18 protein-coding genes and 1 pseudogene are annotated in these 16,858 nt (G+C 69.3%); 7 read left to right on the top strand and 12 right to left on the bottom strand.

The window, feature by feature from the left end:
- From Q0Q23_RS17545 to Q0Q23_RS17520, 6 genes are all read right to left on the bottom strand, one after another.
- Nucleotides 1-1,024 (bottom strand): NAD(P)/FAD-dependent oxidoreductase (locus tag Q0Q23_RS17545; RefSeq protein ID WP_295127147.1); only part of this gene is annotated, 1,024 nt, incomplete at its 3' end.
- Nucleotides 1,021-3,144 carry a molybdopterin oxidoreductase family protein gene (locus Q0Q23_RS17540; RefSeq protein WP_295127143.1) on the bottom strand — a complete coding sequence of 708 codons (2,124 nt, stop codon included), beginning with the start codon at nucleotides 3,142-3,144 and terminating at the stop codon, nucleotides 1,021-1,023. The genes Q0Q23_RS17545 and Q0Q23_RS17540, both read right to left, overlap by 4 nt.
- Nucleotides 3,145-3,158: 14 nt before the next feature.
- Nucleotides 3,159-4,577, bottom strand: a complete 1,419-nt coding sequence (locus tag Q0Q23_RS17535) for an MFS transporter (protein WP_295127141.1) — start codon at nucleotides 4,575-4,577, stop codon at nucleotides 3,159-3,161.
- Between the two features lie 424 nt (nucleotides 4,578-5,001).
- Nucleotides 5,002-5,628, bottom strand: a complete 627-nt coding sequence (locus Q0Q23_RS17530) for a site-specific integrase (protein WP_295127138.1) — start codon at nucleotides 5,626-5,628, stop codon at nucleotides 5,002-5,004.
- Nucleotides 5,629-5,639: 11 nt separating this feature from the next.
- The gene (locus Q0Q23_RS17525; protein WP_295127135.1) at nucleotides 5,640-5,966 is read right to left on the bottom strand and encodes a hypothetical protein; all 327 of its coding nucleotides are present in this window, start codon (nucleotides 5,964-5,966) and stop codon (nucleotides 5,640-5,642) included.
- A 147-nt stretch (nucleotides 5,967-6,113) separates the two neighbouring features.
- Nucleotides 6,114-7,304, bottom strand: a complete 1,191-nt coding sequence (locus Q0Q23_RS17520; RefSeq protein ID WP_295127132.1) for a hypothetical protein — start codon at nucleotides 7,302-7,304, stop codon at nucleotides 6,114-6,116.
- Between the two features lie 85 nt (nucleotides 7,305-7,389).
- Here Q0Q23_RS17520 and Q0Q23_RS17515 point away from each other — a divergent pair, with 85 nt between their 5' ends.
- Complete coding sequence (locus Q0Q23_RS17515) at nucleotides 7,390-8,190, top strand: SulP family inorganic anion transporter (RefSeq protein ID WP_295127129.1); 801 nt, start codon at nucleotides 7,390-7,392, stop codon at nucleotides 8,188-8,190.
- A gap of 134 nt (nucleotides 8,191-8,324) precedes the next feature.
- Here the strand turns inward: Q0Q23_RS17515 and Q0Q23_RS17510 are convergent, their stop codons facing one another.
- Both Q0Q23_RS17510 and Q0Q23_RS17505 read right to left on the bottom strand, forming a co-directional pair.
- Nucleotides 8,325-8,789, bottom strand: coding sequence for an SRPBCC family protein (locus Q0Q23_RS17510; RefSeq protein ID WP_295127126.1), 465 nt, complete (start codon nucleotides 8,787-8,789; stop codon nucleotides 8,325-8,327).
- Nucleotides 8,786-9,124 carry a helix-turn-helix transcriptional regulator gene (locus Q0Q23_RS17505; protein ID WP_295127123.1) on the bottom strand — a complete coding sequence of 113 codons (339 nt, stop codon included), beginning with the start codon at nucleotides 9,122-9,124 and terminating at the stop codon, nucleotides 8,786-8,788. The genes Q0Q23_RS17510 and Q0Q23_RS17505 overlap by 4 nt, the downstream gene beginning before the upstream one ends.
- Before the next feature lie 118 nt (nucleotides 9,125-9,242).
- Between Q0Q23_RS17505 and Q0Q23_RS17500 the strand changes: the two genes are divergently transcribed.
- The 5 genes from Q0Q23_RS17500 to Q0Q23_RS17480 all read left to right on the top strand — a co-directional run bounded on the left by Q0Q23_RS17500 (nucleotide 9,243) and on the right by Q0Q23_RS17480 (nucleotide 12,970).
- Nucleotides 9,243-10,847 carry a DHA2 family efflux MFS transporter permease subunit gene (locus Q0Q23_RS17500; protein WP_295127120.1) on the top strand — a complete coding sequence of 535 codons (1,605 nt, stop codon included), beginning with the start codon at nucleotides 9,243-9,245 and terminating at the stop codon, nucleotides 10,845-10,847.
- Nucleotides 10,844-11,704, top strand: a complete 861-nt coding sequence (locus tag Q0Q23_RS17495) for an alpha/beta hydrolase (RefSeq protein ID WP_295127118.1) — start codon at nucleotides 10,844-10,846, stop codon at nucleotides 11,702-11,704. The genes Q0Q23_RS17500 and Q0Q23_RS17495 overlap by 4 nt, the downstream gene beginning before the upstream one ends.
- The gene (locus Q0Q23_RS17490) at nucleotides 11,701-11,841 is read left to right on the top strand and encodes a hypothetical protein (RefSeq protein ID WP_295127115.1); all 141 of its coding nucleotides are present in this window, start codon (nucleotides 11,701-11,703) and stop codon (nucleotides 11,839-11,841) included. Before Q0Q23_RS17495 ends, Q0Q23_RS17490 begins: the two co-directional genes overlap by 4 nt.
- Nucleotides 11,842-11,865: 24 nt before the next feature.
- Nucleotides 11,866-12,336, top strand: coding sequence for a DUF2871 domain-containing protein (locus Q0Q23_RS17485; protein WP_295127112.1), 471 nt, complete (start codon nucleotides 11,866-11,868; stop codon nucleotides 12,334-12,336).
- Between the two features lie 61 nt (nucleotides 12,337-12,397).
- The gene (locus tag Q0Q23_RS17480) at nucleotides 12,398-12,970 is read left to right on the top strand and encodes a TetR/AcrR family transcriptional regulator (RefSeq protein ID WP_295127109.1); all 573 of its coding nucleotides are present in this window, start codon (nucleotides 12,398-12,400) and stop codon (nucleotides 12,968-12,970) included.
- 49 nt (nucleotides 12,971-13,019) lie between these two features.
- Here the strand turns inward: Q0Q23_RS17480 and Q0Q23_RS17475 are convergent, their stop codons facing one another.
- Nucleotides 13,020-13,331 (bottom strand): alkyl sulfatase C-terminal domain-containing protein, encoded by a 312-nt coding sequence (locus Q0Q23_RS17475; RefSeq protein ID WP_295127105.1) that lies wholly within the window; start codon nucleotides 13,329-13,331, stop codon nucleotides 13,020-13,022.
- A 394-nt stretch (nucleotides 13,332-13,725) separates the two neighbouring features.
- On the opposite strand from Q0Q23_RS17475, the gene Q0Q23_RS17470 reads away from it, so the two are divergent.
- A complete protein-coding gene (locus Q0Q23_RS17470; protein ID WP_295127103.1) occupies nucleotides 13,726-14,100 on the top strand; it encodes a nuclear transport factor 2 family protein in 375 nt (124 codons plus the stop codon).
- Between the two features lie 92 nt (nucleotides 14,101-14,192).
- Here Q0Q23_RS17470 and Q0Q23_RS17465 read toward each other — a convergent pair whose 3' ends face one another.
- From Q0Q23_RS17465 to Q0Q23_RS17455, 3 genes and pseudogenes are all read right to left on the bottom strand, one after another.
- A complete protein-coding gene (locus Q0Q23_RS17465) occupies nucleotides 14,193-15,275 on the bottom strand; it encodes an NAD(P)-dependent oxidoreductase (protein ID WP_295127100.1) in 1,083 nt (360 codons plus the stop codon).
- A complete protein-coding gene (locus tag Q0Q23_RS17460; protein WP_295127097.1) occupies nucleotides 15,272-16,114 on the bottom strand; it encodes an MTAP family purine nucleoside phosphorylase in 843 nt (280 codons plus the stop codon). The genes Q0Q23_RS17465 and Q0Q23_RS17460 overlap by 4 nt, the downstream gene beginning before the upstream one ends.
- A pseudogene (locus Q0Q23_RS17455) lies at nucleotides 16,111-16,858 on the bottom strand (hypothetical protein); the annotation flags it as partial. The pseudogene Q0Q23_RS17455 and the gene Q0Q23_RS17460, both read right to left, overlap by 4 nt.

Below are 16,858 nucleotides of genomic sequence, written 5' to 3'. Positions count from 1 at the left end.
GTGTATAAGAGACAGCCTGACGCCAGCCCGGCCCGATCAGCCCGCTGGGAGCGCCAGGCACCCGGCCGGCGGCGTCCGCGTCGTCCGGGGCCGCGACCTGCGCGCAGTCCCCGATCGCGAACACGTCGGGGTCGCTCCAGCTGCGCAGCTCCTCGTCGACGAGCACGCCGGCTGAGCAGGCGAGTCCCGCGGCGAGCGCGAGCTCCACGCGCGCTCCGACGCCGCACGAGAGCACCAGGAGGTCGCCGGGGATGTAGGTGCCGTCCGCGCAGCCGACCCCGTCGAACACACGCCCGGACTCGGTGTCGCGGAAGCCGACGCTCTCGGCGCGCGCGTGCGCCGCCATCCCCACCCCGACGGCACGGACGGCGCGTGCAAGCATCCGGCCGCCCGGCTCGTCGAGATTGCGGGCCATCGGCGCCGGGCCGTGGTGGACGACCACCACCTGCGCGCCGTGCTCGGCGGCGAGGAGGGCGAACTCCATCCCGAGCACGCCCGCGCCGAGCACCACGATCGTGCCGCCGCCCGCGACCACCGGGGCGACCGCTTCGGCGTCGGCCAGGTCGCGCAGGGCGACGACTCCGGCCGGCAGAGGCCGCCGTCCGCGGTCGAGTGCGGGAGCCGGGGCGGCGTCCCGCTCGCGCCGGGCGTGCTCGAGGCCGTCCAGTGTCGGGATGTTCGCCCGGGCGCCGGTGGCCAGCACCAGCCGGTCGTACGGCAGCTGGTCCCCGGCCGAGGTCGTGACGCGCTGCCGGTCCCGGTCGATCGCGACCGCCGTCTCGGCGAGCCGGATGTCGGCGCCCGCGGCCCTGGCGGCCTCCGTGTCGGTGACGTCGAGCCGATCGCGGGGTGCTGCGCCCACGGCGTACTCGGCGACGAGCACGCGGTTGTACGCGTCCTCGTCCTCCGCGCCGACGACGACGAGGGAGGCCTGCCCGGCCGCGATCGCGGGCAGTACCTCCTCCACGAAACGGGCGCCGACGGGACCGTAGCCGACCAGGACGATCCGGAGGGGTCTGGTCATGCGATGGCCTCCCATTGCGCGGTGAGCGCTCCCTCGGTGACGGCCTCCACCGTCACCAGCGTGCGTTTGAACTCCGGCATCGCCGAGATCGGGTCGACAGCGGCCTCCGTCAGCACGTTGGCGCAGTGCCTCCCCGCGAAGTGGAAGGGCAGGAACACCGTGTCGATGCGCATCCCCTCGGTGAGCAGGGCGGTGGCCTCGACGGTTCCGCGGAGGTTGCGGACGCACACCGGCTCGCCGTCGCCGATCCCGAGCCGGGCCGCCGTCGCCGGGTGCAGCTCGGCACGGACACGCGGTTGCGCGGTCACGAGCTCGGGGACTCGGCGCGTCTGGGCGCCGGACTGGTAGTGCTCCAGGAGGCGTCCGGTGATCAGCGTGAGCTCGCCCGCCGCTCGGCCGGACGTCAGCTCGCGGGGCCGCACCGCGACGAGCCGCGCGCGTCCGTCGGCGTGGCCGAATCGGTCCGCGAACAGGCGCGGGGTGCCGCTCGATCCGGACGGGTAGGGCCAGTGCGCCGCCTCGCCGCGCTCCAGCTGCGCGTCGAGCAGCGCATGGCTGAGCCCGGAGTAGTCGGCGACGCCTCCCGCCGATGCGCGCGCCAGCTCGTCGAAGACCTCCGCAGGGTCCGTAGGCCACACCGACGGCGCGTCCAGCCGGCGGGCGAGATCCGCGAGGATCTCCAGCTCGCTCCGAACGCCGGGCGGCGGGTCGATGGCGCGGCGGCGGCGCAGGATGCGGCCTTCGAGATTGGTCATCGTGCCCTCCTCCTCCGCCCACTGGGTGACCGGCAGCACCACGTCGGCGAGCTCGGCGGTCTCGGACAGGACGAAGTCGCACACGACGAGGAGGTCGAGGGCCTCCAGCCCGGCTCGGATCGCCCCGGCGTCGGGGCCGGAGACGACCACGTTGGAACCGTGCACGAGCAGGGCTCGCACGCCGTCCGGGCGCCGGCCGAGCATCCCGAGCAGTTCGACGGCGGGCACGCCCGGGCCGGGGAGGATGCCGGGGTCGACGCCCCACACGGCCGCGACGGCGGCCCGGTCGGCCGGGTCGGCGATCTTACGGTAGCCCGGCAGCTGGTCGCACTTCTGACCGTGCTCGCGGCCGCCCTGGCCGTTGCCCTGCCCGGTCAGCGTCCCGTAGCCGGAACCCGGGCGGCCGACCAGCCCGAGAACGAGCGCGAGGTTGATCGCGGCCGTCGCGGTGTCCGTGCCGTCCACGTGCTGCTCGACCCCGCGGCCGGTGAGGATGTAGCTTCCGCGGCCGCGCGCGAGCCGACGGGCGACCTCCCGCAGCTGGGCGACCGGCACGCCGGTGTGCTCCTGCACGCGCTCCGGCCACCACGCCGAGACGCTGCGGCGCACGGTGTCGAACCCGGTCGTCCGCATCTCCAGGTAGTCGAGGTCGGCCAGCCCCTCGGCGAGCACGATGTGCGTCAGCCCGAGCAGCACCACGAGGTCGGTGCCGGGGGCCGGCTGCAGGTGGAGGCCTCCCCCGTCGGCCGTGAGCTGCGCGGTCTGCGAGCGGCGCGGGTCGACGACGATCAGGCCGCCCGCCGCCCGCGCCCCGGCCAGGTGGCCGATGAACGGCGGCATCGTGGCGGCGACGTTCGAGCCGAGCAGCAGGATCGTGTCGGCATCGTCGAGATCGGTCACCGGGAACGGCATCCCCCGGTCGATGCCGAAGGCCCGGTTGCCTGCCGCTGCGGCCGATGCCATGCAGAACCGGCCGTTGTAGTCGATGCGGGAGGTGCCGAGCGCGAGGCGGGCGAACTTGCCGAGCAGGTAGGCCTTCTCGTTGGTGAGACCGCCGCCGCCGAAGACCGCGACCGCGTCGGGGCCGTCCTCCGCGCGGATGGCGCGGAGCCGCGCCGCGATCAGGGCGAGCGCCTCCTCCCAGTCCGCCGGTCGCAGCGCGCCGTCGCGCCGGATCAGCGGCGTGGTCAGCCGGCCGGGCGTCGCGAGCAGCTCGGCGGAGGTCCATCCCTTCTTGCAAAGGCCGCCGCGGTTCGTCGGGAACGCGCGGCCCGCCACCGCGACGGGCGTCGCGGCGGCGGGCGTCGGCGTGAGCGTCATGGCGCACTGCAACGCGCAGTACGGGCAGTGGCTCGGCGCATCCACCGGGGTGCCCCCGCTCAGATCCGCACCCCGCGACGACGGCCGCGCACGGCGATCGCGACAGTGACCGCCAGCAGCACCACGTACGCGGCGACGAACCACGACAGCCCGGCTGCGTAGCCTCCGGTGGTGGACTTCGACAGCCCCAGCACCTGCGGGATGACGAAGCCGCCGTACGCGCCGAAGGCCGAGACGATTCCGAGCGCCGCGGCGGCGGTGCGTTGCGACGAGACGTCACCGGCCGACGAGTGCCCATCGGCGGCGCCCGAGCGCAGCGCGAACAGTGTGGGGATCATCCGGTACGTCGCGCCGTTGCCCGCGCCGCTCGCGATGAAGAGCACGAGGAAGAAGCCGAGGAACAGCCAGAAGTTGCCCAGCGGCAGGGTGAGGATGACCGCGAGCGCTCCGAGCGCCATGACCACGAAGGAGGCGATGGTCACCGCGCTGCCGCCGAACCGGTCGGCGAGCCTGCCGCCGAAGGGCCGGGCGAGCGAGCCGACGAGCGCGCCGAGGAACGCCAGCGACAGCGTCGCGCCCGCCACCGGGAAGGCGCTGAACGCGGGGAACTGGTCGGCGATGAGCTTGGGGAAGACGCCGGAGAACCCGATGAAGGATCCGAAGGTGCCGATGTAGAGCAGGGCCATCAGCCACAGCTCCGGCGCGCGGAGGGCGGCGAGCGAGGCCTTCACGTCGGCGCGGGCGTTCGAGAGGTTGTCCATGCGGCGCGAGGCGCCGATGATCGCGACGAGGATGAGCGGGATCCAGACGAGCCCGGCGAGCGGGAGCTGCAGCGTGGCGCCGGCGCCGATCGTGATGACGATCGGGACCGCGAACTGCGCGACCGCCGCGCCGAGGTTTCCGCCCGCCGCGTTGAGGCCGAGCGCCCAGCCCTTCTTGCGCTGCGGGTAGAAGAAGGTGATGTTCGCCATCGAGCTGGCGAAGTTGCCCCCGCCGAACCCGGCGAGCGCCGCCACCAGCAGCATCACGCCGAACGGCGTCTGCGGGTTCGACACGCAGATCGCGAGCCCGACCGTCGGGATGACCAGCAGCGCCGCCGACACGATCGTCCAGTTGCGGCCTCCGAACTTGGGGACCATGAACGTGTACGGGAACCGCAGGGTCGCGCCGACGAGGCTCGGCATCGAGATCAGCCAGAACGTCTGCGTCGTGCTGAAGTGGAAGCCGGCGGCCGGCAGCGCGACGACGACGATGGACCACAGCTGCCAGACGACGAACCCGAGGAACTCGGCGAAGATCGACCAGCGGAGGTTGCGCTGCGCGATCGCGGCGCCGGCGGCCTCCCACTGAGTGGTGTCCTCGGCGTTCCAGCCGTCGATCCACCGGCCGGGACGGAAGGCGAGGCCGGCGCGGGTGGCCGCGCCGGCTGGGCTTTGAGACGATACGGTCGTTGAGGGTGCGGAGACGGTGCCGGTCATCTGAGGACCTCCTGCGACGGGAGCGAGTGGATGCCACCACGCTAGGAAGCCGGTGTTTCCGCCATCCGCGCCGCACGTGAAACCTGCGTGACGAAGACCTCTCGCGCTGAGATGGGCCGTGTGAGGTTCCGCGCCCCTTATATAGCGGCTGCCGCATCTCGAGAGCTGATTTGGCCGGTTGATGACGTTGAAAAATGCAATGCATCAGATCCAGATGACGACCTCAAGCCACGTTCGCGTGACTACATTTTGACTACAACCGTACGAGATCGCATGAGGTTTTATGCGATCTCAGTAGATCAACTTCCGCGGAAAATCAACGGTTTTGGTTCCTACGAGGTCCTATTAGGTCCTAGGATTTCGACTGAAAATCGAAAGGTCACCGGATCGATGCCGGTCGGAGCCACCGCAAGCCCCGCTCAGCTCAATTGAAGCGGGGCTCTTGCTTTTCCCTTGAAACAGACAAGGCCACTCCCCCGCGGCGGGCAGCGTCGCGCCTTGTGTCCGCGTAGATCTGCGTCACGGCCAGCGAGGAATGTCCAAGGATCGCCTGCACGTCCGGCGCTGACACGCCTGAGCGGAACAACATCACCGCTGCCGTGTGTCGGAGGTCGTGCCAGTGCAACAGACGCTCCTCCGCGAGGAAGATTTTGATTCCTCCCCGAACCGACTTCCAGTTGAGCGCCCGGCTCAGATTCTTTGACGTGATCCTGCCACCACGCAGCCCAGGGAACAGGAAGTCATGCTCGGTTTTGCCCTGCAGCGCATCCTCGATGATCGGGCGCAGCGGAGCGGCAATCGGCACCGTACGCGCACGCCGCCCCTTGGTAGGCCCCAGCGCATTTTCTCCGGATAGCCCAGGGGAAGCGGTCCGCCGTACCGCAATCGTCCCCTCGACGAGATCCACGTCGGATGCTCGAAGCCCGGCGATCTCGTCGAGCCGGCGCCCCGTCAACAACATGGCGAGCACGAATCGGCGGTACGGTCCCGAAGGAGGAAGAGCTGCGAGGAGCTGTGCAACCTCGGAGTCAGAGAGTGCTCGGGATGCCACGAGGATCGACGTCAGCTGTCCCGGCGCCGGCGCCACATCACAGCCACCGGAAGAACAAGCGACCACAGGACAGCAAACGCGAGGGCAGCGGAAACAGAGCCGATGTCGGACGGGACAGCACACAGCATGTAGATGCTGTTGCACGCCAGCTCGATGAAGACCGCCAACCAGAACAGAATGCCGGACGCCCGCCCACGGCGTCCCACGCTAACGACCGCCACCACCCACGCCACCGCTGAGCCGATCGCCGTCAACGGGATGACGATAAGGATCCCCAGGCCGAGGTATGCGCCCAGCCCGGTCGAGAGCACATCGGTACCCGTGGTCTGACGTCGCACCGCTGACAGCAGGCTCGTTGACGCAAACAAAGCAGCCCTCGTTGCAAACCAGAGGAGGCAGAACAGGAGCAGGCGGCGGGCTGACCGGGTGCCATCCGTCTGCTGGATGGCACCCGTGTCGGCCGGTGGTGTCGTTGACTTGTTCAGCTAGTTGATCCAATTCCAGTAAGAGTTTTGCGCTTGTGTGCTGACCGGTCCGCCGACGGCGACGATCGCTCGCCGCACGAACACCTCCCATTGTGCTTTTGCACCTGGCAGATAGATCCACTGGGGCATTCCCGCGGGAGTCTCGTTCGTGATGCTCCCCGTGACCGTGAACCTCATCTTGATGCTGGAGTCCGTCTCCTTCTTTGTCCAGAAGTTGAACGAGATCCGGGAGCCCGCACCGTCGACATGGCTTGGAGCCGAGTTGAACCAGAAGCCGAATTGGCCGTTCGGGTAGAGCTCCGGAACCTTGGGGGTCCAGGCTTCTTGGTCGAAGATGCACGTGAAGTCGAGGTTGATGCCTGCGATGCCGACTGTCAAGGGCAGCTTCTGTCCAGTGACAGGGAATGCCGCGGGTGCCCCCTGCACCGGGAAGGTGCAATTGAAGCAGCTGTGCATCTTCGTGCGAAGGGTGAGCGGGTCGCCGATCTTGATGACGGCCGTCCAGGTGTAGCTCCACGCCGGGTCCGCTGTGATCGGGAAGACCGCGTCCGCGGGAACCTCGACGTCCTGCGTCACCGTGAGACCGTCCCATTCATAAGACGTCTTGAGGTCCCGACCCGTCGCATCCTTGGCCCACGGCGGCATCACCGCTCCGCGGACCTCGCCTCCGTTCGTGAGGTAGTACTCACCCGAAGCCTGCTTCTGAGGGTAGAACCCGTCGGGCAGAGCAAAGGTGGTGCTGCTCTTGTAGCTGTCCTGTGGGCGTTGATAGGCGGTGACGACGCTAGCGCCGACTGAGTTTTCGACCACATAGCGTTTGACATTGTCGCTCGCGGTGTTGAAGCTTGTGATCCCAGCGTCCGCTACCGGGTCAGGCGTGGTGGCCGCCTCCAACTGAATCGGCACCGATACTGGCTCGCTGTCTTTCGGCGCGACGGTCACGGTTACCGGGACACCGGGCTCCCCCTCCGATTTCGGTGACAGGTTCTCTGTAGCACCCACATCGACCGAGGTCTGCGGCGCGTCGCCTACGAGAAGAGACGGTGCGACCTCTTCGAGCAGTGCGTGAGGGTCAGAAATTGACTCCCCCGCAGCTGAACCTTCGGCGGAAGCGGGCACAGCACCTGCAAAGGCGCCGACGACGACGCTCCCGCCGGCGACGAATGTGAGCAGGATGTTACGAATACTCAAGAAACGGCTTCCTTGTCTAGACATTGAGCGACCCTCGCCCTGATATCTAACGTATCGACAAACCATCTGCTCCCGAGTCGGCATTTTGGACGATGCGTCCAATATCGGCGCGGGAGTCACCGGAGGCTTCACCGTCGGATCATCGACGTCCCGCACGGCCGCGATGGGTCAGGCCGGATCCCGCACCCAGCTGCCCAGCCTCGTCACCGCCGTCGGCACCCTGCTGCTCCTCATCTTCGGAACCGCACTGCTCGAGCACATCCCCTCACCCGCCATCGGCGCAATCGTCGCCGTCGCCGTGCTGCCGCTTCTCGGGATCCCCGACTTCGTCCGTCTCTGGCGCCTCGACCGGTTCGAGTTCGCCATCGGCGCCGCCTGCTTCCTCGGCTCCCTCTTCGTCGGGCCCATCGCAGGCATCGTCATCGCCTTCGTCCTGGCCGTCATCAACGTCACCCGGCGGGCGGCGAACCCGCCCATCGACACGCTCGCCGCTGACGGCGACCCCGACCACTCCCCGCTCGAAGCCGCACCCAGCGGTCGACCCACCGCACCCGGAGTGGTCGTCGTACGGCTCGCCGCACCGCTTTTCTTCGCCAACGCGACCGTGTTCGAGCGAGCCATCGAACGGGCGGTCAGCGAGGGGCCGATCCGTCACCTGGTGCTCGACATGGAAGCCGTCACCGACATCGACGTGACGGGAGCCGAGTCCTGGACCACGATCCAGTCGTTCCTTGCAACCCATCAGGTCGACCTCTCCCTGACGCGGGTCCGCCCCGGCGTTCAGGACCGGCTGACGCAGCTGGGGCTACTCACCAACGTGCGCATCCTCCCCACGAACCGGGAGGCGTTGTCCGCCCTGACCGAGGAGAGGCGCGATGATGGCTGAGCATGACGGGTTCTGGCTCTGAGCGAGGTACTGCCTCTTCTTGGATGAAGACGAGACCGTTGCGCGGTAGAACGCCAGGGCCCGATCCTGATCCGGCACGGGCATGCTCACACTGAGCACTTTCGTCGTGATCGTCACCCCTCGCCTCCGTCCAGCATGGGGGCGATCGCTTCCAACTGCTCGGCGATGCCTTGCCGGCGATACTCCGGCTCGTCGAGGCCGTCCAAGTAGACCCCGTGCTCGGTGAGGGTCAGACGCGTGCCCTCGGCGACTGCCGCGAAATGGACCGACGTCAACGAGACGGAGATCCGGTCGCCGTTGCGGAGCATGTGATTCGTGTAGACGATGCGCTGCTCCGGCACGATGTCCTGGTAGACGGCGTCGTAGACATACTCATCGCCGCCGTTCGGCAGCGACGCCCGCGAGAACTCCCGCCCGCCAACCCGGAAGTCGAGCGCGTACTCGCCCTCGTCATCGCCTCCGGTGAACCAGAGACGCTTGGCCGCAGGGTCGGCCCAGGCGGCGAAAACCCGGGCGACATCGGCGGGATACACCCGCTCGAGGACCATGGTGTCGTGTTTCGTGCTGTGATTGCTCATCTGCTGTTCTCCCATTCGTCGCCCGAGGCGTCGAGGAACTCCCCCAGGCTGTCCAATCGCTTCTCCCACTGCTGCCTCTGGGCGGCGAACCACGACTCGGCCTCGTCGAGCGCGTCGCGGTTGAGTCGGCACATCCGTACCCTCCCCGTCTTGTGGGTCTGCACCAAGCCACTGCTCCGCAGAACCTCAAGATGCTGAACGACGGCCGGGAGCGACATCGGCAGCGGCTGCGCGAGCTCACTGACCGTCGCCGGGCCGCGGCCCAGGCGCTCCAGCATCAGCCGCCGGCTCGGGTCGGCCAAGGCACGGAACACCTCATCCAGATACTTAACCATGTGCTTAAGTATTCGCAGATTCCTCCCGATGTCAACAAGCGCACCGCGACCGGCCGAGAACCTGAAGAGAGGATCCCGATTTTGCATTTCCCGACAGTATGTCGGTAAACTAGTCAGCATGCGAACTACCCGTACCCGTTGGCTCGGCCTTGCTGCGATCAGTGTCGCTGTGTCGCTGATCATCGTCGACTCCACGATCGTGAACGTGGCGATCCCGTCGATCGTGGACGACCTGCAGATCTCCTCGACCCAAGCGCAGTGGGTCCAGGAGGCATACACGCTCGTATTCGCCGCACTGCTCATCCCGTTCGGCACACTCGGCGACCGATGGGGACGGCGCAGGCTGCTGGTCACCGGTGTGGCGGTGTTCACGTTGGCCTCGATCGCGGCGGGACTCTCCGTGTCCGGGCCGATGCTGATCGCGGCCCGTGTCGCCCAGGGCGTCGGCGGTGCGATGGTGCTGCCGGCCACCATGTCGCTGATCAACGCGACCTTCCGCGGCAAGGACCGCTCGATCGCGTTCGCCGTCTGGGGCTCCGTGATCGGAGGGATGGCGGCTGTCGGGCCGCTGCTGGGCGGCTGGCTGATCACCGATGCCTCGTGGCGCTGGGCATTCGGGATCAACGTCCCGTTCGGTATCGCCGTGATCGTCGCGGCCTTCTTCACGATCCGCGAGTCCCGTGGCGGCACGAGCGGACGATTCGACATCGTCGGGACGCTGCTCGTCGTCGTGGCGGCCGGGAGCCTGGTCTTCGCCCTGATCGAGGGACGCACGCTCGGCTGGTGGACGACGAACCACGCGCCCACGATCGCCGGCGTCGCGTGGCCCTTCGCTGTCTCGCTCACTCCGTTCCTCTTCCTGATCGCCGCGCTCAGCACGGCTGGGTTCATCGCGTTCGAGCGGCGCCGCGCGCGGGCGGGCCGGTCGACGCTGCTGCCGATCGAGCTGTTCTCCATCCGCAGCTTCGCCGCGGGAAACGTGGTGGCAGCGCTGGTGAGCCTGGGCGAGTTGGGCATCCTGTTCGTGCTACCGCTCTGGATGCAGAACGTCCTGGGCTACAGCGCACTGCAGACCGGGTCCGTTCTGGTGGCGCTCGCCATCGGTTCCTTCCTCGCCACCGGGATGGTCGGCGGCCTGCGCAACCGCATCTCGCCCACCGGGATGCTCCGGCTCGGCATCGCGCTCGAGCTGGTCGGCGTGCTGCTGATCGGGCTGCTCCTCACGACTGGTCTGAGCTGGGTGGTCCTGGCAGGAGCGCTGTTCGTCTACGGCCTCGGCCTCGGGCTGGCGAGCAGCCAGGTGACCAACGTCGTGCTGCGGGATGTGCCCGTCGAGCGAAGCGGCCAGGCCTCCGGAACCCAGAGCACCGCGCGACAGATCGGCTCCGCACTCGGCATCGCCATCCTCGGCACCGTCCTGTTCGGCGTGCTCTCCATCGACCTGGGGCACCGCCTCGCCGGTGATGGGATCGACGACGCTCGGGCGGAGAAGGTCGTGGCCACCGTCACCGACAGCGCCGGCGCCGCGATCCCCGGGCTTCAGGCGCACCCCGCGACCCACGCACTCGGGCAGCAGGCGGCGCAGAGCCTGACCACCGCCACCTCGGCCGCCGCCTACACCGGCGCCGGCTTCCTCGGCATCGCACTGCTCGCCTCCATCGCGCTCGGCGCCCCCAGACGAGCATCCACCGACATCACCACGAAAGAGACGATCTCCTCATGACAGACACCGAATCAGAACCGGTCACCCCGACGACTCGGAAGCCCGGCTCCGCGCCGCGACGTGACGCCCTCAGCTGGATCGGATGCGCCGTTGCGATCGCGGGCGTCCTGATCTGCCTGTGGGCCATCACCACCTCGCTCGCTGCGATCTTGCACGGCAACCCCGCCTACGCCGTGCTTCTCGCCGTCACCCTCGTGGCCTCGGCCACCGGGATCTGGTGGACGCTGCGCCCACGCGCACGGCGCGGCGGCGGGTGGCGTCGCACCGGACGGATCGTCTTGATCGTCCTCGCCGCCGGCTGGCTCGCCCTGACCGCGTGGCTTCGGCCCTACGGCGCTGTCGAACCGGCACTGACCGCGATGCACTCCGATACGACCGTCACCATCTCGGAGACCCCCACCCAGATCGTGCTGCAGCCGCGGAAGGCGGACGACTCCGTCGGCGTGCTGTTCCAGCCCGGCGCGCTAGTGGACGCCCGCGCCTACGCCGCCGTGCTGCGGCCACTGGCCGAAGACGGCCACACCGTCGTCATCGCCAAGCAGCCGTTGGGCATCGCCTTCTTCGCCCTCGGAGCCCTCGACAGCGCCCGCGCCGACCACCCGGAGATCCAGCACTGGGTCGTCGGCGGACACTCCCTCGGCGGAACCGTCGCCGCGATGGAAGCCACCGGCGCAGCGCCTAAGGGGAAAGCGCCCGTCACCGGGCTGCTCCTCTACGCCTCGTACCCGGCCAACGACATCAGCTCCACCCTGCACGCCGCCGTGGAGTCGATCTCCGGCACACGGGACGGCCTGGCCACCCCGCCAAGATCGACGCCTCCCGTCACGACCTTCCCGCCGATGCGCACTTCACCGTGATCGACGGCGCGTCGCACGCCCAGTTCGGCGACTACGGGCCGCAGCCCGGCGACAACACGCCCACCATCGGCCACGACGACGCCCGTAAGCACATCAGCGACGCCTCGCGCAGCTTCCTCGACAGCCTCAGCCACTGACCCCTCACCTACGAAAGGACTCCGATGCGCCGCATCTACCTCGCCGCCGCCGTCTACGTCGGCCTCGGCCTCGCCTCCGGGCTCTTCTACCGCGACTTCACCCAGCTCAACCACTTCCCCGAAACCGGCTCCACCCAGCTCAGCGGCGTGCACACCCACTTCCTCGCCCTCGGCGCACTGGTCATGCTGATCCTGCTCGGCCTCGAGAAGCTCTTCACGCTCAGCGCCAGCCGCTCCTTCACCTGGTTCTTCTGGATCTACAACGCCGGCCTGGTCATCACCGGCGGAACCATGATCTGGCACGGCGTGCTCACCGTGCTCGGCCAGACAGCCGGCCCCATGGTCGCCGGAGTCGCCGGCATCGGCCACATCCTGCTCACGGCCGCGTTCGTCCTCCTGCTCGTCGCCCTCGGAAAAGCCATCCGGCGCGCCACCCCGGCAGTCGCCGCCTCGGCCGCCGAGCCGACACTCCTGACGGCACCCACCGCTGACTGACTCAGGCAGCGTTCCTCCCGGCCGACTCTGCGGCCGGGAGGATGCTACGGATAATAGGAAGATGCCCCGGATCTCCGCACCCACAGTCGCCGAGCACCGGGCAGCCCAGAAAGCTTCCCTGCTCGCCGCCGCCGAGGCCATCATCCACGAGCAGGGCATCGACGCCGTCAACCCGCGATCTGTCGGCGAGAGAGCAGGACTCGCCCGCTCCAGCGTCTACGAATACTTCCGCTCTCGCGACGACATCCTCGCCGCCGTCGCCATCCAAGCCATCGAACGCTGGAACACCGAGATCGAGGACTCCCTCACCGGGCTGACCGGCCGTGAGAGACTCTCCCGTTTCGTGCATCAGGCGATGCGGCTCGCCGCCGACGGCCACCACGACCTCGCCACCCGGCTCAGCCAAGCGGAACTCGCCCCCACCGACGCCGAGGAGATCAAGCGGTTGCACCGCGTGGTCATCCGCCCCCTCGAACTCGCCTTCTCGGACGTCGGCGTCGACGACCCCATGATCAGCCTGACCCTCGCTCAGGGCCTGCTGAACGCCGGCATCCAACTCGTCGGGCACGGCGCCGCGCCGGAGACCGTCGCCGAGAACATCCTCGGCATGATCACGGCCGCGATCACGAGCTGAATATTGCTGATCGCGGAGACGAGTGTGCGGCGGGACTACTGCCCGTTACTCAAGGGGTCACGATCGAGAAGTCTTTGTCGCCCGGCGACAGCAATGCCGCCAACCGTCCCAGCACCGCGCCGTCTCCGTCCAGCTCAATACCCGCCTCAGCAAGCCCGTCCGCTGTTAGGGCGCCGGTCGCCAGCGCGGGAAGGCTCCGCCTAGTCGTGGTGAGTGTTACATCCGCCTCGCCCTTCTGCGGTGCGGCACTGTAGACGAGTGCAGCATTGCTGAGCCAGAGCCGATAGCGGGTACTCGTGTCGGTGAGCATGACATCGATGGTCAGCTTCTCGTCGGCGAACTCGACATGCGCACCCCGCACGAGGTCGAAACCGCGTACAACGCTGACCTGGAATCAGCCAACCCGGCACCTGCCGGACAAAGCGCCCGCTAGGAACGAAAGTCAGGCCGATTCATCCAAGACCTCGAGGACCGGCGGTGCGTAGTCGCCGTTCTGGATGGCTTCGCTGGGCCCGTAGAGGCGCAGGATGACGTACGCGTCTTTCTCGGGGATGGGCAGGTAGTGCGGGTCATCGGCGTGCCGGTCGACATCGGCACTGAGGAGGAGGGGGCACGGATGGGACAGTGGAGCACGCTCATCCCGTTGATCTGGTGGCGGGCAAACGGCACCCCCGTTCACCTGATGGTGCGGTGCGACGGATTCGGAGGCCTCCTGAGCAGCCTCTGACCGCCGTCACGGCGTATCGTGCCCGAGTATGCACACACTGGACCTTGAGAACCTCGTCGACCTCGAGCGCGCAGGGTGGGATGCTCTCTGCGCCTCCCGTGGGGCCGCCTTCTACGGTGAGCTGATGACTCCCGAAGCGGTGATGGTGCTCGTCGATGGGTCCGTACTGGACAGGGATGCGGTCGTTGCCAGCCTCGACGATGCGCCCCCGTGGGACAGCTACGAGCTCACCGACACCCGCCGTCTCCCACTCGGGCCGGACACTGCCGCGCTGGTGTACTGCGGGACGGCGGAACGCGAGCACGAGGAGAACCCCTTCTCCGCTCGGATGACGAGTGTGTACACGCTGGTCGACGGTCGCCCGCGACTGGCTCTGTATCAGCAGACTGCGCTCGACTCCTGAACAACGGGTCATTCGCTCCGCGCGGCATCGCCGCCGCGGAGGAGGGCGAGTGCGCTTTCCCGGCAGGTGCGACGGATACCGGCGGAGGACAGCTATCCGCTGACGGGCTCCCGGGCCGCAGGCCGCATCGGGGCGGAAGCGAAATCGCGGATCGCGTCGGACCACGGGCGCTCGGCCCGCCAGCCCAGCTCGGCCGCGATCCGCTCGGAGGACGCGGTGATGTGCCGCACGTCGCCGAGCCGGAAGTCCCCCGTCACGATCGGCGCGGGGCCGCCGAGGGCCGCCGCCAGGTCGGTCGCGAACTCTCCGATCGTCCGCACCGTGCCGCTGCCGACGTTGTAGGCCCGGAACGAACCGCCGCGCCCGTCCGTCACGGCGTCGGCCGCGCGAAGATTCGCCTCGGCCACATCGCCCACCTCGACGAAGTCGCGTCGCTGGCGACCGTCCTCGAACACGAGCGGCGGGAGGCCCTCGTGCAGCCGCGACCGGAACAGGGAGGCGACCCCCGCATACGGCGTGCCCCGAGGCATCCGGGGACCGAACACATTGTGGTAGCGCAGCGCGACAGCGCGACCGCCGGTGACGCGGGCCCACGAACGCGCCAGCTGCTCCTGAGCGAGCTTGCTGACCGCATACACGTTGCGCGGCTCCATCGGGTCGTCCTCGCGGATGAGCACAGGCTCCAGGGGGCGACCCGCGGAGTCGAGCGGGTCGTACCGGCCGGCCCGCAGGTCGCCCACGGCGCGCGCGGGCGGCTGCACCACCGCATCGCCGTCGCGGTAGAGGCCCTCCCCGTAGACGACCATCGACGAGGCGAGCACCAGCCGTGTCGTCCCGGCAGCTGCCATCGCGGCGAGCAGTCGGGCCGTCACCCCGGCGTTCGAGTCGACGTAGTCGGGCGCGTCGCCGAAATCGACGCCGAGCCCCACCTTGGCCGCCTGGTGGCAGACCAGGTCCGCGGCGCGCAGCAGCGACTCCGGGATGGCGCCCGCGTCCCCGACGAGCAGGTCGACCTCGCCGCGCAGCGCGGTGAACCAGCCGGGCACCTCCGCGCTCGCGTGCACGTCGGTGCGCAGCGAGTCGACGACGCTCACCCGCCAGCCACGGCCGAGCGCGGCCTCCACGATGTGCGACCCGATGAAGCCGAGACCACCGGTGACGAGCAGGTGGGTCATCGCGACTGCTCGGCGGCGAGCGGCGCAGCCAGCACCCGTTGCACAGCGGCGGCCGGGATGAGCGTGCGCGGACGATAGCCGGTAGGGATCTCCGCGATGGTGGCGGCGACGGCGGAGCGCAGGCGCGGGCCCGCCTGAGCCATCCTCTCCAACACCCGCGCCGCATCGACCGCGTCGGCGGTGTCGCCCGCGGCGGTGCCGGCGTCGGTGTCGGTGACGAAGGCGATCGTGACCAGGCCCATACCGAGCTCGGCCGCCAGCACGGCCTCCGGATACTGGGTCATGTTCACGATGTCGGCCCCCGCAGCGCGGTACCACCCGGACTCGGCGCGGGTCGAGAATCGCGGGCCCTGGATGACGACCGTCGTTCCGTTCGGCACGACCTCCTCGCCGAGACCGGTCAACGCGCGCGCCGCCGCCCTGCAGAGCACGGGATCGAACGGCTCGGCCGCCGCGAGGTGCTGCACGTCGTCGCCGTCGAAGAAGGTGTCGGGCCGTCCGGCGGTGCGGTCGATGAGTTGGTCGGGCACCAGGAACGTCCCCGGCCGGGCGCGATCCGAGATGCCGCCGACGGCCGAGCTCGTGACGATGGCGCACACCCCGAGGGACGCGAGGGCCCAGAGGTTGGCGCGGTACGGGATGCGGTGCGGCGCCAGCGCGTGGTCCTCGCCGTGGCGCGCGAGGAAGGCGACCCTGCGACCGCCCACCCGACCGATTCGGATGGGACCGGACGGCGGACCGTACGGGGTCTCGACGGTGACCGTCTCGATGTCGTCCCTCTCGTCGAAGAGCCGGTACAGGCCCGACCCTCCGATCACGGCGATCCGCAGTGCTGTCATGCTGTCTCCTCTCGGATGGTCTGCCCGGTGGGCGTCTGGCCCGGGTTCGATGCCGGGTCTCGGTTCGATGCCGGGTCTCGGTTCGATGCCGGGTCTCGGTTCGCCGCCCGGTCCCGGCGCCTGCGCCTGCGCAGCACCGTGGCGACTCCGGCGGCGACCGCGGCCGCGGCGATCACGAGCGTGCCGGCGGGCGGGGCGGGAACGAGCGTCTTGACCGTCAGCGCGATGGGCACCGCCAGCCACTCCCAGCGCCGGCTGAGCGCGATGAACGGGATCAGCACGAGGGCGTACCACGGATAGCTCGGGCTGGTGATCAGCAGGACCGCGCCCACCGAGACGACCTGCGCGTGCCACGGCGCGCGAGGGTCGGCGAACCTCCAGGCGAGCGCGAGCGCCGTCACGATGAGCGCGGCCGCGACGCCCGTCGCCCAGAGCCCGGGGAGGAACGGCGAGAGCAGCGCGAACCGCGAGCCGCTCTCGTAGCCCTCTTCGTCGAGATAGCCGGGCAGGTAGCCGACGACGGCCCAACCCGTCACTGCGACGTAGGGGACGTAGCTGAGGACGAACGTCGCTGCGGCGGCGAGCCCCGTCGTCAGCGGGCGTCGCCGGGCCAGGGCAGGTGCCGCAATGGCCGGGACGAACTTCGCAGCCGCGGCCAGCCCGATCCCGATGCCCACCAGGGCGGCGCGCCGCCGGCCACCGGCGGGCCCGGCCCACGCGCTCAAACGCGCGGCAGGCCCGCGC

The sequence above is a fragment of the uncultured Leifsonia sp. genome (assembly GCF_945957465.1).
Lineage (GTDB): Bacteria > Actinomycetota > Actinomycetes > Actinomycetales > Microbacteriaceae > Leifsonia.
The sequence above is the reverse complement of the archived record's forward strand: the minus strand, read 5'-3'. Positions and strand labels throughout refer to the sequence as shown.